At 46.0% G+C, this 17506-nt stretch carries 14 protein-coding genes and 2 tRNA genes; 14 read left to right on the top strand and 2 right to left on the bottom strand.

Going from position 1 to position 17506, the window contains the following annotated elements; translation table 11 throughout:
- Positions 1-188: 188 nt before the first annotated feature.
- From O2Q26_RS09215 to O2Q26_RS09160, 12 genes are all read left to right on the top strand, one after another.
- A complete protein-coding gene (locus O2Q26_RS09215) occupies positions 189-1478 on the top strand; it encodes an adenylosuccinate synthase (protein ID WP_289215637.1) in 1290 nt (429 codons plus the stop codon).
- A gap of 91 nt (positions 1479-1569) precedes the next feature.
- Positions 1570-2118, top strand: a complete 549-nt coding sequence (locus O2Q26_RS09210) for an LOG family protein (RefSeq protein WP_289215636.1) — start codon at positions 1570-1572, stop codon at positions 2116-2118.
- Positions 2119-2194: 76 nt separating this feature from the next.
- Positions 2195-2271: transfer RNA gene (locus tag O2Q26_RS09205), tRNA-Asp, on the top strand.
- Positions 2272-2494: 223 nt separating this feature from the next.
- Positions 2495-2567 (top strand) — tRNA-Phe (locus tag O2Q26_RS09200).
- A 289-nt stretch (positions 2568-2856) separates the two neighbouring features.
- Complete coding sequence (locus tag O2Q26_RS09195) at positions 2857-4251, top strand: peptidoglycan DD-metalloendopeptidase family protein (protein WP_289215635.1); 1395 nt, start codon at positions 2857-2859, stop codon at positions 4249-4251.
- 113 nt (positions 4252-4364) lie between these two features.
- A complete protein-coding gene (yycF, locus tag O2Q26_RS09190) occupies positions 4365-5069 on the top strand; it encodes a response regulator YycF (RefSeq protein WP_289215634.1) in 705 nt (234 codons plus the stop codon).
- Between the two features lie 9 nt (positions 5070-5078).
- Positions 5079-6920: a cell wall metabolism sensor histidine kinase WalK gene (walK, locus tag O2Q26_RS09185; RefSeq protein ID WP_289215633.1), complete on the top strand. Its 1842-nt coding sequence runs from the start codon at positions 5079-5081 to the stop codon at positions 6918-6920.
- Positions 6917-8257 (top strand): YycH family regulatory protein, encoded by a 1341-nt coding sequence (locus O2Q26_RS09180; protein WP_289215632.1) that lies wholly within the window; start codon positions 6917-6919, stop codon positions 8255-8257. Before walK ends, O2Q26_RS09180 begins: the two co-directional genes overlap by 4 nt.
- On the top strand, positions 8238-9155 hold the full coding sequence (locus tag O2Q26_RS09175) for a two-component system regulatory protein YycI (protein WP_289215631.1): 918 nt from the start codon (positions 8238-8240) through the stop codon (positions 9153-9155). The genes O2Q26_RS09180 and O2Q26_RS09175 overlap by 20 nt, the downstream gene beginning before the upstream one ends.
- Positions 9156-9176: 21 nt before the next feature.
- Positions 9177-9971, top strand: coding sequence for an MBL fold metallo-hydrolase (locus O2Q26_RS09170; protein ID WP_289215630.1), 795 nt, complete (start codon positions 9177-9179; stop codon positions 9969-9971).
- Between the two features lie 70 nt (positions 9972-10041).
- Positions 10042-11253 (top strand): S1C family serine protease, encoded by a 1212-nt coding sequence (locus tag O2Q26_RS09165; protein ID WP_289215724.1) that lies wholly within the window; start codon positions 10042-10044, stop codon positions 11251-11253.
- Positions 11254-11695: 442 nt separating this feature from the next.
- Positions 11696-12727, top strand: coding sequence for a threonine aldolase family protein (locus O2Q26_RS09160; protein WP_289215629.1), 1032 nt, complete (start codon positions 11696-11698; stop codon positions 12725-12727).
- A gap of 65 nt (positions 12728-12792) precedes the next feature.
- On the opposite strand, the gene O2Q26_RS09155 is transcribed toward O2Q26_RS09160, so the two are convergent.
- Positions 12793-14121, bottom strand: a complete 1329-nt coding sequence (locus O2Q26_RS09155) for an FAD-dependent oxidoreductase (RefSeq protein ID WP_289215723.1) — start codon at positions 14119-14121, stop codon at positions 12793-12795.
- A gap of 219 nt (positions 14122-14340) precedes the next feature.
- Between O2Q26_RS09155 and O2Q26_RS09150 the strand changes: the two genes are divergently transcribed.
- Positions 14341-14784, top strand: coding sequence for a hypothetical protein (locus O2Q26_RS09150; RefSeq protein ID WP_289215628.1), 444 nt, complete (start codon positions 14341-14343; stop codon positions 14782-14784).
- A gap of 352 nt (positions 14785-15136) precedes the next feature.
- Positions 15137-17050, top strand: a complete 1914-nt coding sequence (gene asnB, locus O2Q26_RS09145) for an asparagine synthase (glutamine-hydrolyzing) (RefSeq protein ID WP_289215627.1) — start codon at positions 15137-15139, stop codon at positions 17048-17050.
- 42 nt (positions 17051-17092) lie between these two features.
- On the opposite strand, the gene O2Q26_RS09140 is transcribed toward asnB, so the two are convergent.
- Complete coding sequence (locus O2Q26_RS09140; RefSeq protein WP_289215626.1) at positions 17093-17485, bottom strand: SRPBCC family protein; 393 nt, start codon at positions 17483-17485, stop codon at positions 17093-17095.
- Positions 17486-17506 lie beyond the last annotated feature (21 nt).

The raw sequence follows: 17506 nt of genomic DNA, 5'->3' as shown, positions 1-17506 counted from the left end.
AAATAAGTTTTGGTAAGTTATAATAAGTATTAGTGCATTTTGTGGAAATCATATCCTGATATCTTGAAATCGAACATTTTAACTTGAATAAAATTAATTGTTCGGTTTTTACATTGACGTTCTTTCCTAAAATTGATAAACTGACGTTGGAATAAATGAAACAGTAAATTAACAGGCGGAGGTGCCTTATGTCTTCAGTAGTAGTTGTCGGAACCCAATGGGGCGACGAAGGTAAAGGTAAGATCACTGATTTTCTATCACAGAATGCCGAGGTTGTCGCTCGTTATCAAGGCGGAAATAATGCCGGGCATACCATTAAATTTGACGGTGTCACTTACAAATTGCACTTAATTCCCTCAGGAATATTTTTTGACGATAAAGTTTGTGTATTAGGCAACGGGATGGTCATCGATCCGAAAGCCTTATTAGAAGAATTAAAATACTTACATGATAAAGGCGTGTCTACAGATAATCTGCGCATCAGCAATCGTGCCCACGTCATTCTTCCATACCACTTGAAGCTGGATGAGCTGCAGGAAGAAGAAAAAGGCGCAAATAAAATCGGCACAACGAAAAAAGGAATCGGTCCTGCGTACATGGACAAAGCTGCACGGACGGGCATCCGAATTGCTGACCTTATGGATAAAGACGCGTTCCGTGAAAAATTAGAGCAGAACTTAGCCGAGAAGAATCGCTTATTTGAAAAAGTGTATGAATCGAAGCTGTTTACTGTTGAAGAAATTTTAGAAGAATATTACGAGTACGGTCAGGAAATCGCAAAGTATGTATGTGATACTTCTGTTGTTTTAAATGACAATTTAGATGATGGCCGCCGCGTTTTATTTGAAGGCGCGCAAGGTGTCATGCTTGATATCGACCAGGGTACGTATCCATTCGTGACGTCCTCTAACCCGATTGCTGGTGGAGTGACGATCGGTTCAGGTGTCGGCCCATCAAAAATCAAACACGTTGTCGGCGTATCTAAAGCGTACACGACCCGTGTCGGCGATGGACCTTTTCCAACTGAATTAGAAAATGAAACCGGCGATCAAATCCGCGAAGTCGGCCGTGAATACGGTACAACAACAGGGCGTCCGCGTCGTGTCGGCTGGTTCGACAGCGTCGTCGTCCGTCATGCCCGCCGTGTCAGCGGCATTACCGACTTGTCCCTGAATTCCATCGACGTTCTAACAGGTATCGAAACGCTGAAAATTTGTACAGCCTACAAATATAAAGGCGAAATTATGGAAGAGTTCCCAGCCAGCCTAAAAGTGTTAGCTGAATGTGAACCCGTCTATGAAGAAATGCCAGGCTGGACGGAAGATATTACTGGAGTGGAGACACTGCACGAACTGCCCGTCAACGCCCGTAACTATCTAGAGCGCGTGTCTCAGCTTACAGGCATTCCGCTTTCTATCTTTTCTGTCGGTCCGGATCGATCTCAAACAAACGTCGTCCGCAGCGTATACAGCGAATAGTTTTTAAAATGGCACGTCTTCCTTATAATAAAGGGAGGCGTGTTTTTGATAGGTAAAAGAACACATACTACCGACGAAGGAGGACGTACACATGAAACGAATCAGCGTATTTGCCGGCTCCAGTGCAGGAAACGACCCGGCATTCACAGAGCATACAAAAAAACTCGGAGCAGCTTTTGCAGAAAAAAACATAGAGCTCGTCTATGGCGGAGCGCAAAGTGGACTAATGGGAGTATTAGCTGATGCGATCCTTGAAGCAGGAGGAAAAGTGACAGGCATCATGCCGACCCCTTTATTTGAAAAGGAAATTGTCCATCAAGGGCTCACCCAATTTATCGAGGTAGATACGATGCACCAGCGTAAAGAAAAAATGAGTGAGCTTGCTGACGGATTTATCGCACTTCCTGGAGGGTTCGGAACATTTGAGGAACTGTTCGAAACGATCACGTGGGCGCAAATAGGTCTTCACGTAAAGCCGATTGGAGTGTTTAACATCGAAGGGTATTATACTCCTTTGATGGAGCTGCTGGATCATGCGATAGAAGCTGGATTTGTACCGGCTGCGAACCGAAGCCTGCTTATCGAATCTACTGAGTCCCGCGACTTGCTTTCGCTTCTTGAAAACAAGGCAGACGAATAGATTCATGAAAAAATGTATTGCGTAATAGGAAACCCATATGGTATGATATTCTTCGTTGCGGTAAAGAAGTCATACTGGTCCGGTAGTTCAGTTGGTTAGAATGCCTGCCTGTCACGCAGGAGGTCGCGGGTTCGAGTCCCGTCCGGACCGCCATTTTCTTTTAAAGTTTTTATTTATAAAAATTTCATCTATCACGGCTCGGTAGCTCAGTCGGTAGAGAAGCCGTCCAACATCCTTGTCTTTACTTCACCGCAGGCTTTGCGAGGAGCGCGGGCATCACCGAATCAGCTTGCAACGAGACGAGCACAGAACATCCTTGAATACCCATCGAAACCAGATGCGGATCGAGAGCATTTTTCAAAATTTCATCTATCACGGCTCGGTAGCTCAGTCGGTAGAGCAACGGACTGAAAATCCGTGTGTCGGCGGTTCGATTCCGTCCCGAGCCACTACTTTAAGCGTCAGCATACAATATGCTGGCGCTTTTTTATATAGGTCGTTACATAATCGTAATATAACATACATATTTTTCCTTTAAAAAGTGTAAAGTTACACAAAAAGAATAAATATCAAACAGATACATGAGATTTTTACCAGCTATATTATAAATTCATTACATCTTTTTCATTTTCACCACTAGTCTTTCTACCTATGGTAAATTGAGAAAGTGTCAAAAAATACGAGAATTTACAAATAAAAAGATAAATAGAGAGAAATTTGACATAGGGGGATTTGTACGTGAAAGAGACGACGGGTCTTTGGAAAAAGGCCTTGGCCATTGCTTTGCTTGCGATGACATTGAGCTTTGGGACGGTGTATGCCGAGGATAATCTAGAGAATATTTACCACGTCTACATAGACGGTAAACATCTAGGTCTTGTGGAAAATAAAACAGATGCCGAGGAATATGTGGACCAACGTTTAATGGAAGCGCAGGACAAGCATGAAGAGTTAGAGGTGGAGCTTTTAGAAAAAGTAACCTATGTACCTGAGAAACAGTTTTCTCCATCGGTCGAAACAGAGGAGACGCTCCGTGAACTTGAAGAAGAAATAGAAATAGCTGCATCAGCCGTTAGTTTAGTCGTAGAGGACGAAGCAGTCGCTCACCTCGCGAACGAAAAAGATGCAGATAAAGCTCTTCAGCGTTATAAAGAGAAATTCGTCGATGAAGAGGATCTTCAAGCACTAGAAGAGCGTTCCGATGAGGAGAAGCCGGACGTTGAAGATAAGACTATTATGGATGTCGAGCTGACGAAGCAGGTCAAACAGCAGGAGCAGCTTGTAGAACCTTCTGAAATCAAACAGGTGGACGACGCCATAGAGATTTTAGAAAAAGGCGTCCCTGAACAAACGGTACATGTGGCTGACGAAGGCGAAGATGTGGAAGATCTGACATCTGAGTACGATGTGTCGAAAGATGAATTGTTACAGGACAATCCTCATTTAGTTGAGAGTGATTCCTTATCGAAGGGTGAAGAAATCGATATTTCAGAAACCGAACCTGTAACAGAAGTTCTAGTTAGAGAAGAAGGTATAAAAAAAGAGAAAATCCCTTATGAAACCGAAATTGTCGAAACCGACGACTTAGAAAAAGGGAAAAAAGAGACGAAACAAAAAGGTCAAGACGGCGAGAAAGAAATACATTACTACAAAGACAAAAAGAATGATCGCACGATGGACGAAGGCACGATAAAAGAAAAAGAAATAAAAAAGCCTGAAAAAGAAATTATTCTTAAAGGCACAAAAGTGATCCCTTCGAAAGGGTCGGGCAATTTCTCATGGCCGGCCGTCGATGGATCGATCACAAGTAAACAGGGTGAACGCTGGGGTAAGTATCACAAGGGAATCGACATTGCAGGGGTGAAAGACAGAACAATTAAGGCTGCTGATCACGGGAAAGTCATCGAGGCCGGTAAGGATGGAGCTTACGGAAATAAAGTAGTCATTGATCATAACAATGGGTACGAGACGACGTATGCTCATCTGGAATCTATTGATGTAAATGAAGGTGACACTGTCGAAAAAGGTTCTTCTCTTGGAGACATGGGAACAACCGGACGCTCGACTGGCGTACACTTGCATTTCGAAATTCATAAGGATGGCTCATTGGAAAATCCATTGGACCATATATAAACGAAAGCTGCTATGAATTCATAGCAGCTTTTTTCTACTGGATAAGACATTTTCATCGAAATAAGTTAAAATGAGGGAAAGCACTGAAGTTGAAAAAAGGAAGTGACTGAATAATGGCACAGAAAATTTTAGTAGTAGATGACGAAAAGCCAATTGCTGATATATTGAAATTTAACTTGGAAAAGGAAGGCTATGAAGTGGTTTGCGCTTACGATGGCGATGAAGCGATCCGTAAGGCTGATGAGGAAAATCCTGAACTGATTTTACTCGACATCATGCTTCCTCATAAAGATGGAAATGAAGTGTGTCGTGAGGTTAGAAAAACGCATGCGATGCCTATTATTATGCTGACCGCTAAAGATGCAGAAATCGATAAAGTATTAGGTTTGGAAATGGGCGCGGATGATTACGTCACCAAACCGTTCAGTAACCGCGAATTGATTGCGCGTGTAAAGGCGAACTTACGCCGCCACCAGCAGGAACCTGAAGATTCTTCCCAGCAGTCTAAAGACATTACGATCGGGCGTCTGGTCATTCACCCGGATGCTTATACCGTGACGAGAGATGGTTCGTACATTGAACTGACGCATCGTGAATTTGAGCTGCTCCATTATCTGGCCCGTCACACTGGACAGGTTATGACGCGTGAACACTTGTTAGAAACGGTATGGGGCTATGATTATTATGGTGATGTTCGTACCGTGGACGTGACCGTTCGACGCTTACGCGAAAAAATTGAAGAAAGCCCCAGCAATCCAATGTGGATCGTAACACGACGAGGAGTCGGGTATTATTTAAGAAATCCAGAGCAGGAGTAGTGTTTGTGTATGAAGAAGGTAGGTTTTTTCCAGTCTGTTCGGCTGAAGCTGACGATCGTATATATTTTACTCCTCCTTCTAGCCATTCAGGTGATTGGGTCCTACTTTGTCGGGGAATTGGAGGATCGGCTCGTTGAAAACTTCGAAGAGTCGTTAGAGGGCAGGCTGAACTCTTTAAATTACAGCCTGCAGAACGCTTATGAAACGGAGCGGGACGATTCGGATACGACCCTCGAAACCGATGTGCAGCGGCTGATCGACGATTTTAATGAAAGTGATATTCATAAGCTGCAAGTGATCGACTATTCCAACCGCCGAGTCATTGCTACATATGATCCGGAAGATTTTAACCGATCAGACGTAGGTAAGAAATCAAATGACCCGAGGATTACTAGCGCCTTGCTGTATAGAAGTAACCAGGATCCGGAGATTCAGCTTGATCCTGATACGCAGAACCGTCTGCTCGTCGGGGCAAAACCGGTGGAAAGCAGTGATGGCGAAGAAGTCCATGCGGCGGTAAGTTATCAGGCGAATTTGACGAATGTATATGACCAGCTTCAGGATATCAACAACATCTTTGCGCGTGGGACGCTGTTAGCGATTACCGTCACGGCTTTATTAGGTATACTTGTCGCCAGGACGATCACTAAACCTTTATCCGAAATGAGAAGACAGGCTCAGATTATGGCAACAGGAGACTTTTCCCAAAAAGTGAGCGTGCACGGCAACGATGAAATCGGTCAGCTCGGCGTCACATTCAATGATTTGAATGACAAGCTGAAGCAATCTCAGGCCACGACAGAAGGCGAACGGCGGAAGTTAAGCTCCGTTCTTTCAAATATGTCCGATGGTGTTATCGCAACTGACCGTTTAGGTGCCATCACTTTAATGAACGCCCCTGCCTCCAAGCTGATCGGCCAATCCTTTGAAGAGGTGCAGGGTCAATCACTGATCGATATTCTTGATCTCAATGAACAGGTTGCCGATGTGAATGATATTGAGTCGATCGGATCGATTATCATCGATTTAAGCACGGAGGATCAGCCGCTGTTACTGAAAGCCAATTTCTCGGTCGTTCAAAATGAAAAGGAAGAAATGGACGGGTTCATTTCAGTAATCAGCGATGTAACCGAGCAGGAACGGATCGAACAGGAGCGGAGAGAGTTCGTTTCCAACGTATCGCATGAACTTCGCACCCCGCTCACAACGATGAGAAGCTATCTGGAAGCATTGACGGATGGAGCCTGGGAAGACAAGGAAATCGCCCCCCGCTTCCTCGACGTCACACAAAATGAGACCGACCGCATGATCCGTCTCGTGAATGATTTACTCCAGCTTTCCAAAATGGATCGCAAAGATACCGGGCTTTTTAAAGAAAAAGTGGAGTTTATCGAGTATTTCAGCCACGTGATTGACCGTTTTGAAATGCACAAAGATCAAAAGAATGAGTTTAAACGACTTTTAACGGAACAAAGCTTGTATGTTTGGATCGATAAAGACAAAATCACTCAAGTGCTCGACAATATCATTTCCAATTCGATCAAATATTCCCCTGAAGGCGGAACGATTACCCTTAAAGCAGAAACCATGAAGAAACAGCTGCTTGTAAGTATCACGGATCAGGGGATGGGGATGCCGTCTGACACGGTTGATAAAATATTCGATCGTTTTTATCGAGTGGATAAAGCTCGGTCCAGGGAAGTGGGCGGTACGGGACTCGGTCTCGCTATTGCCCGGGAAATAATTGAATCCCACCATGGTCAAATATGGGCGAATAGTCAAGAAGGTAAAGGTACGACCGTTTTCTTCACCCTTCCGCTCATTAACCAGAAGCGGAGGAAGCGCAAATGAAGGTAGAAACGTTGAAATCTATTATTCTCGTCATACTCATCGGTTTTAGTTTGTTGCTTACTGTCGGTTTGTGGTACTATCAGCCGGAATATGAAAGTGCGGAAGATGGAGACAGCCTCATTGACGAAACGAGCATTGAGGGCGAAGAAGTCGAGATCTCTTCTCTCATTGAGCCGGACCAGTTCATTCTTCATCTGGACGGGGCGCATTATTCCTTTAGAACCCCAGCCGACACGAGACTTACTTTCAATGATATGAGAAACTGGAAGCTGACAGGTTTAACCACTACAGAAAATCGAGAACCTCAATTCAATGAAGGCAATTGGGTGGAGCTTTCCTTTCCGACTCGTATTCCTTCTAAAATGATTCCTGAATTATTCAACGTGGAAAGTGATAATGAAGTGCCGTCCGGTCAATTCAACCGCATGTTCATTACGTTTAACACAAACGGCGCGGAGCTGATGTTTGCGTCGGATTCGGAAAGTTCAGCAGCATTCAGTGCGTCGATCGGCCCGGATGATGCGGACCAGTTAGTAGACAGTTACAGTGATGAAGAATTACTGGCCGAGCAGACTCTGTTTGCGGGAGATGAAGACAAGCGGATTTATATCCCCAAAGACCGTGTGACCGTCCAGGAGGATTCAGTAGAAACAGCACGAATTGATATTTTACCTTTAAAAAATGAATTATTTCCTGACTCACCCGTCGTCAACATTTCGGAAGGTTCGACGAACGAGCAGCGATTAACCGATAACAGCAGAAGACTAGAAACCCTTGCCAACGGAAATCGAATGGAATACACGAAGCTCACGCCGAATACTTCAGAGGTTCAAAGAGCTTTAAATTCGTATGACTTGTTAGAAAGAAGTGTGAATTTTATCAATACACATGAAGGCTGGACGGACACGTTCCGGTTATCGGAGCTGAACCCCTCCAATTCCTCTATTGTTTACAATATGTATTTCAACGACATTCCTTTGCTTTCCAGTGCAGATGACGTTCATAGAATCAGGCTGGAATACGATGGCGATGAAGAGCAGCGTTATGTACGCCCTCTTCGAGATTTCGACCCATCTTACCCGAACCCTAATGAAGTAGAATTACCTGGCGGGGAAGATGTAGCAGCCTTTTTGGTAGATTCCCGTCAATATAACGTGAACCTGATCGAAGATATTAAAATCGGCTATACGATTACTCCACAATCTCAAAATTACCAGCAGGTGTATGACCTCATTCCCGTCTGGTTCGTCAAAGAAAATGGCAATTGGAAAGAGATTAATGAGTTATCTTCATCGAGCGGAGAAGGAGGGGTAGCTCATGCAGTGGGGACAAATTAAAACGTTGTTCATCCTCAGCTTCCTGATTTTGGATCTCTTCTTGCTGCAGCAATTTTTGACGAAGCAGGAGGAAGCACAGGTAGGGACTTTGCAGGATTCGATGTTCGATGAAAGCCCTGCTGAGAACAACGTCGAGATTAGCGGAGACGTGCCGGAAGAAGCCCCCGAAGTCAGTTTTTTAATTGCTTCTCTCAGTGATTTTACTGAAAACCAGTTAGAAGCCATTCGTGATTTAACCGATCAGAATGCCCAAGTCTTTAATGAAAATCTCCTCGTCTCTACTTTGGCTGAACCTGTAGCCATCGAGGACGATGAAGAAGTCATCTCAGAGGTCGTCAGAGAATATGTTCCTTTCATTAGTCAGTACTCGTATTGGGGATGGAACGAACAGAGAAACAAAATTCTTTTCTTCCAAACGACCAACACCCGGACGGTATATTACAATTCGGGAGGCGTATTGATGGTGGACGTGGAAGACGGACAGATGACAGGGTATCAGCTGACCCAGTTAAGAGAAGATGAGGAAGACAGTGGAGATGAACGCGAACTGTTAGAGCCTGTTGACGTCATTGACATTTTATACGAAGACCAGGTCATCACGACGGGCGATGAAGTGACGGACATGAAAATAGGCTACTATTCGGCAGCGACCTTCGATCCTACTCAGGTGTTCGCACCGATTTGGAAAATTACCGTCAATGGTGAAGAAGACCTCTTCGTTAATGCGGTGACCGGCGAAGGACGCATGCTCGATATTGATGAAGACGAGTTTATTCAGGCTACTTCAGAGTACTTTATGGAGTTGATGAGTGAAAATAGTGAAGGTGTCATTTCTAATGAAGCAAATGAAAGAGAAGCCGATAACGATGAAAACAGCTCTGAAGAAGAAGAAGAATAGATCGACATGGGGTGTCATACAATGAGTTTACGATTCAGTGTGCTTGCCTCAGGCAGTACAGGCAATGCATTTTATATTGAGTCCGGCGACGAGAAAATTTTAGTCGATGCTGGACTAAGTGGAAAGAAAGTGGAGGGACTGCTTGATCAAATTGAAGTAGATCCGCACGACCTTTCAAGAATTCTAGTCACTCACGAACATAGTGACCACATTAAAGGACTAGGCATCATGGCCAGGCGCTACAACCTGCCGATTTACGCCAATGAGAAGACGTGGCAGGCGATGGAAGGACAGCTCGGGAAACTGACAACTGATCAGAAATTCCATTTCAATATGGAAGAAACGCGGACATTCGGCGGAATAGACATCGAATCATTCGCCGTTTCTCACGATGCCGCTGACCCTATGTTTTATACCTTTCGTAAGGACGGAAAAAAAGTATCGCTCGTCACCGATCTAGGCTACGTATCCGAACGCATTAAAAAAACGGTCGAAGGGTCCGATGCTCTCATTTTCGAATCAAATCATGATGTAAGCATGCTAAGGATGGGCCGCTACCCATGGAACGTGAAACGAAGAATATTAGGTGATTCCGGCCACGTATCCAACGAAGATTGTGCCCTTGCTCTGACGGATATTCTGGATGATCAGACAAAGCGCGTCTATTTGGCCCACCTCAGCCTGGATAATAATATGAAAGAGCTGGCCCGTATGTCCGTACAGGACGTGTTACAGGAACGCGGTTTTGAAATCGGCAGAAGAATCGAACTGCATGATACCGATCCCGCCTATGCAACGCCCATCTATGACTTATAGGGTTTTAAAACGCAAAGTTAAGGCAAGAATAAAGTAGAATAAGATGTGGAAGAAAGGAAAGGTGATAGCCGTGGGATACTACGACGATCATTCACCAGCCACACAGCAGAAGAAGAGCCGCCGATTCATAATGCCTGCCCTTATCGGGATTGTGCTCGGTGCTGTTCTCGTTTTGCTGGCGTTGCCTGCGCTGGTACAAACCAATTTACTCCCTTATGACATGACAGCACCGGACGAGGACCGTGAATCCATAGAAGATGAAGACACCAACTTAAACAGTGAACGGGTAGAGCTTGATGTTAATACCCAGATTACAGAAATCGTAGAAGAAGTCACTCCTTCGGTCGTCGGGGTCGTCAACAACCAGTCCCAATCCCAGTTCTGGGAGGAGCCAGGCTCTGAACAGGCAGGAGAAGGATCAGGGGTCATTTACAAGCAGGAAGACGGAAAAGCCTATGTCGTGACGAACAATCACGTCATTGAAGGAGCAAACGATATAGAAGTCGTCATGTCCGATGAAACGAGAGTCCCGGCTGAACTCGTCGGAGGAGACGTATTCTCCGATCTCGCCGTACTCGAAATGTCGGACGAAACGGTCACCAAAGTGGCGGAAATCGGAACTTCAGAAAGCCTGAAAGTCGGCGAACCGGCCATCGCCATCGGAAACCCATTAGGATTACGATTCGCAGGCTCCGTCACGAAAGGAATTATCAGCGGTACCCAGCGTGCGATCCCTCAGGATTTCAATAACGATGGACAGCCGGACTGGCAGGCCGAGGTCATTCAGACAGATGCTGCGATCAACCCCGGAAACAGCGGAGGAGCGTTGATTAACGTCAACGGTCAATTGATCGGCATCAATTCTATGAAAGTGGCTCAATCCTCCGTCGAAGGCATCGGATTCGCGATTCCTATTGATGCGGCCCTGCCATTGATCGAGCAGCTTGAGGAAAACGGACAGGTGGAACGTGCATTTATCGGCATTGAAGCCTACGGATTAAAGGAAGTGCCTTCTTCAGAACTGCAGAGCACGCTCAACCTGCCGGACGATGTATCAGATGGATTGTACATTCGTAGCATTACGCAAATGTCTCCAGCTTCAAAAGCAGGACTCGAGCCACTCGATGTCATTACAGAGCTTGATGGAGAGCCCGTAGCCGACATCATCGATTTACGGAAATACTTGTACGATAAAAAGAATCCAGGAGATACATTAGACGTCACCTATTATCGCAACGGTGAACAAAATTCAACAACCGTCACCCTTGGCACCCAGGAATAGACTCTTTTACAAGCGTGTGCTCCTCAAAAAGCACGCGCTTTTTTTATCCACACCATGTGAATAATGTTCTGGATAAAGAGCATATATGGTGGCGAACATACATACTAACACAATATAGACACATCAATTTGTGCATATGTGGATAGAACTGTGGATAAACTGTTCACACCGTGGGATAACTTGTGAATAGCTGAAAATTAACAAATTCTGTGCATAAGTCTGTGGATAATTGTGGGTAACTTAAATCGTTAGTCGTCTTATCCACATGTGCACAGGGAACAAAGCCTTAAGCTCTCCCTTTTTCAACAACATTCTACATAATCCTCTAATTTCCGCAAAAGTCTACTAACGGCTATCGAGAGTGGGTTATCCACATTTTTTCAAAAAGGTTGTCCATAACTCATCCAGTTTCGTACAATGAAGTGGATAAGGAGGATTACATATGATAGATGTTCGAAGCGATACCGTAACAAGACCCACCCCCGAGATGCGGAAGGCCGGCTATCACGTCGAGGTTGGGGATGACGTGTACGGCGAAGACATGAGCGTCATAAAATTAGAAGAAACCGCAGCGCGCATGCTCGGAAAAGAAGCAGCCCTGTTCGTAACGAGCGGAACGCAAGGCAATCAAATCGCAGCACTGACCCACTGTGACCGCGGGGACGAAGTACTTCTCGAAGCGGACGCTCACCTTTTCCTATATGAAGGAGCCGCGATGTCCGCCTTAGCAGGCGTCCAGCCCCGCACGATCCAGGGCGTGCGCGGAGTAATGAACCCGGAACATGTCCGGGCAGCCGTGCGGCCGGATAATATCCATTTTCCTGAAACAGGGATGATCTGCATAGAAAACTCCCACAACAAAGCCGGAGGTGCCATCGTTCCTCTCGAAAACATGCAGGCGATTCATGACATAGCGAGAGAACACGGCATTCCTGTCCATTTAGACGGCGCCCGATTATTCAATGCGTCGGTCGCTTCCGGCGTCTCCGTTAAGGATTATGCGGCCCAGACGGATACGGTGCAGTTCTGTTTATCAAAAGGACTCGGCGCCCCTGTCGGTTCGATCATCTCCGGCTCTGCTGAGTTCATTCGAAAAGCACGCAAATGGCGCAAACGACTTGGAGGCGGACTGCGCCAGGTCGGCGTCATTGCTGAACCCGGGTACGTCGCGTTGACGACGATGGTCGACCGACTGGCGGAAGATCATGAACATGCGGCATTAATGGCTGAAGCTTTTGAACAAATTCCCGGACTGAGCCTTGAAGGATCAATTGATACGAACATCGTCATCGTTAATGTAGCTGGTCTTTCCATGTCCAGCGATCATTTTGTTGAAGAATTGACAAAAGCAGGCGTACTTGCAGGCACGTTCGGACCGGACACCGTGCGTTTTGTTACGCATTATGACGTAAACCGTAACGATATTAAACAAGTGATTGATCGGGTGAACGAACTGGCCCGCGTAAGAAGCTGACATTCTATCCACACAAAAAAGCCCTCTTCCACCAGCGCCATAGCGGCGGGGAAGAGGGCTTTTATTTATTGGGCAGCGGCCAGACCTGCTTTATTCAGGAAATTCCACGGCTGGTTAAAGTGCGGCTGGAAGAAGAAATCAACAAAGCCGAGCTCATCGACGGTCATTCCGCTTTGAATACAGACGCTGAGCGTGTTGATCGACTGCGTAACGTCGGCTTTAGATAACACTTGCGCGCCTGCGACTTTACGAGAGTCAGGATCATAGCTTACCTTCAGCTGTACATTTTCAGCCGTCGGCATAAACTCCGGACGATGCTTTTCATTGATTGTGATACTTTTCACATGAACACCTAAAAGACGGGCTGAGGTTTCCGTCAATCCGGTAGAGGCCATGTTCCAATCATAAATGTGCAGACCGGACGTCCCCTGGGTACCGACATTTTTCAGAACAGGTCGCATCAAGTTGCGAGCCACGAGCGTACCCATACGTACGGCGTTGGTAGCCAGCGGGATATAAGCGTGGCCGCCGGTCGGATTATATTTAACTGCACAGCAGTCACCTGCCGCAAAAATAGCTGGATCACTTGTCTGCATATATTCGTTTACTTTAATTGCTCCGTTATCGAGCATATCGACTTTTCCACGCAGCAGATTCGTGTTGGGACGGAATCCTACACACATAATGACTAAGTCGGTTTCAATCCGGCCTTTGTTCGTCACGACCGCTTGGACCGAGCCTTTCCCTTCAAACTTTTCCACCGTCTCGCCTAAACGTAGGTCAATGCCGCGGTGGCGGAAGTCTTCTTCAACTTGATCGGTAAACTCCGCATCAAGATATTTATTTAAAATCCGATCGACGCCGTCAATCAACGTCACTCGTTTCCCGGACTTTTCAAAAGCTTCCACGAGCTCGACTCCGATATACCCTGCGCCAACAACGGTCACATGATCGGCATGCTCTGCTTTTTCAATAATCGTATTCGCCTGGTTGTAGTTTTTCGCAAGCAGGACGTTGTCGAGATCGATTCCTTCGATCGGCGGTGTTACCGGCCAGGAGCCTGTCGTCATGACGAGCTTATCATAGTAGTCCGTCACAAATTCTCCCGTCACTAGATTCACAGCTTCAATGCGCTGATTGATCGTATCGATGTCTTTCACGTCGTGCTGCATTCTCATAGAAATGCCCAGCTCTCTGAGCTGTTCAGGAGAAGAGTAAAATAATCCTTGAGGATCATCAACGACCCCGCCCACATACAGCGCTAAACCACAGGAAAGAAAGGATACGTTGTCATTGCGTTCATACACCGTGATGTCCGCTTCAGGATAAAGATGAGCCATATTCGTAACCGCGGCTGTTCCCGCGTGAGTGCTTCCGATAACTGCAATTTTCATCATGTTGTCCTCCTTGGATATTGAATTGTGAAATCATTCACATAATCAATGTAATTTTATTATAATCCCTCGCATCAAACATTTCAATCTTTTTGTTCAATATTTCACAAAGTATATTTCAATCGACATAATTTCAGTTTTTTTTCAAGAGACCGCCCATGTATATCTATTTTTTAGATATACTAATAGAAAGACAATTGACGTGAAGGGGGTTATATGATGAAAAAGAAAAGGTGGCTTATCATAACCGTACTTTTATTACTTATCAGTATTGGTGTAAACGTTTACCAGTACCAGACGTCCCAGGATGAGTTGACAGCTGCCAAAACGACAGATCTGACAGCGATGCGCGGCTTGCTGACGGAGCTTGCGGTTCGGATTGGAGACGAGGATGCGACAGATTCGGAAATCAAAGCGCTCGCCTTTTCATTCAATAGAGCGACCATCGACCTTTCGGACACGAAAGACCTGTACCCCGGCGGCCATGCGGAGTTCGATTTTTATCAAAAAACCGCCCGCACCCTGCTCACCTATGTAAATAATCAGAACATCACAGAGATGCCGATCCAGAAAAGGGATACCGTTTTCCAGATTATTATGAGCGGCCTCAGTTCAAGGGATGCAGATTTTATCGAACAGCAGATCGCTCAATTGGATCCGTAAGCGAACCCTTTCACTGATTGGAAAGCGGCCGTTTACATACTATACCCTGACCTGTATAGAAGTAGAAAAGGAAGAACTTACTGGTAAGAAAGTGCGTTGACATTAAATGACAACCTACTATAATTGAAAGTACAGCCGGTACAAGCTCGACTTGTGTCGGTTCATTTTTTAAATACAGATGGGTAATTTATACTCTTGAGTATTTAATTTTCATTTAAGGGTGTCTTTTGTCTATGGAACAATTAGGGACTTTCGCCTAAATAGATAGAATCGATCCGTAAACAGAGAGAAGGAAGGTTCTTTTTCAGCAGTCAGAGCTTCGGAAATACAAAAAAAGGGGTTATATTATTCTATGTGTGGATTTATTGGGATTTTGCATAATAGAGGGCAGTCGGTCACGGAAGAATATACAAAAGCATTCGAACAAAGCAATCATTTGATCAAGCACCGCGGGCCGGATGATGAGGGGTATTATCATGACGATCATATTTCTCTGGGCTTCCGCAGATTAAGCATCATCGATATCGAAAGCGGCCATCAGCCGTTTCATTTTGAAAACGAGCGCTACTGGATGGTCTTTAATGGAGAAATTTATAATTATGTCGAGCTGCGTGAACAGCTGATCGAGAAAGGGTACACCTTTCAAACCGAGTCAGACACCGAAGTCATTGCTGTGCTGTTCCAGGATCAAAAGGAAGGCGCCTTCAAGCAGCTGCGCGGCATGTTCAGCATTTTAATTTGGGATAAAAAAGAAAAAGATCTGTACGGCGCACGCGATCCGTTTGGCATCAAGCCGTTCTTTTACAGCGATTCAAACGACGTTCTCCGCTTTGCTTCAGAGAAGAAAAGCCTCGCGACACCAAATGACGATGTCTCAACGCTTGCCCTGCAGCATTATTTAAGCTATCAATACGTACCGGAACCGATGACGATGACAAGCGATGTACATAAGGTGGAACCCGGACATTATTTTATAAAAAAATCAGGCGGTTCCCTTCAGATGGAACGTTATTTCCACGCGACGTTCAATCCGGTCATTACGGAAGAGAAACGTCAAATGAAACAGATTCAGGATGTCCTGTTTGATTCTGTCGGCATTCACATGCGCAGTGACGTGCCGGTCGGTTCGTTCTTATCCGGCGGCATCGATTCGTCGCTGATTGTATCGATCGCCAGGCAGTACAACCCGAATATTAAAACGTTCTCCGTCGGCTTTGAACGTGAAGGCTACTCTGAAGTTGACGTAGCCAAAGAAACCGCAAACTCATTGAACGTGGAGAATCATGATTATTTAATTTCTGCTGAAGAATATGTGGAAAAGCTTCCGAAAATCATGTGGCACATGGACGATCCATTGGCTGATCCATCCTGTGTTCCGTTATATTTCGTCGCACGGGAAGCAAGGAAGCAGGTAACAGTCGTGTTGTCCGGGGAAGGGGCAGACGAGCTGTTCGGCGGCTACAACATTTACCGCGAACCGGAATCACTAAAAGCATTCAATTCGATGCCGGCCGTCTTGAAAAAAGCGTTGAACCAGGTCGCACGCGTCCTGCCTGAAGGTATGCGCGGCAAGAGCCTGCTTGAGCGCGGCACCACACCGCTAAAAGAGCGTTTCATCGGAAATGCGAAAATGTTTGAAGAAGCGGAAAAAGAGCGCCTGTTAACGCAGTACGCGAAAGAATATCCGTACCAGTCGCTGACGAAGAGTCTGTATCAGACAGCCGATGAATACCATCCGACCCACCAGATGCAGTACGTCGACATCCACACGTGGATGCGTGGAGACATCCTGCTGAAGGCGGATAAAATGACGATGGCGAACTCCCTCGAGCTGCGTGTTCCATTTTTAGATAAAGAAGTGTTCAACGTCGCCCGCGAACTTTCCGTTGACAGCACGATCGCCGACGGCACAACGAAATCGATCCTGCGTAAAGCTGCCCGAGGCATCGTGCCCGATCACGTCCTCGACCGCAAGAAGCTCGGCTTCCCGGTACCGATCCGCCACTGGCTGCGACATGAACTGTACGACTGGGCGAAAAAACTGATTGCAAGCAGCCCGACCGATCACCTGATCAGCAAAGCCGTCGTACTCGAGCTGCTTGAAGCCCACGTCCAGCAAAAAGGGGACTATTCCCGTAAGATCTGGACCGTCCTCATGTTCATGCTGTGGCATCAGATCTACATGGAAGACGTCTATTCCTTCGAAGAGCTGCAGAAAGTCGACGAAACGAAAAGTAAAGTACGCGAACAAATGTCACTCGTCTAACGACAGAAAAGGTCCACTCTCAACTCGAGAGTGGACCTTTTTTTATAATTCCAGCGTTTCTTTTAACAACTGCAAATCTGTGGCAATCATCGCCGCATCCAGCATGAAATTCTCTTCGGAGATCTCAGGAAGCCTGAATAACGTGAACATCACTTCACAGCCCGGCCCATTGTGAATCACCCGCATCGGATTCAAAAGCTCAGCACCCGCGCCCACGGTCACAAAATGATCCAGCACGCCGTGCGGATTATCCTCCACGAAACGGATCTTCGCCCGGCCGTCTTCCGTTTCCACAATCCAATCATCGCCTTTTTTGGCCACCGACAAACAGAAGGACTTCGCCCACGCCGGCAGATTCATCGGCTCGTGCACGAAGCGGTACACTTCCTGCATCGGTCTATTAATCGTTACGCTTACCGTTTTCGCCTCAAACATGTTCAGCACTCCTTCTCAACT

This window comes from Halobacillus campisalis (assembly GCF_030345335.1).
GTDB lineage: Bacteria > Bacillota > Bacilli > Bacillales > Halobacillaceae > Halobacillus_A > Halobacillus_A campisalis.
This window is presented reverse-complemented; position numbering and strand designations above follow the sequence as displayed.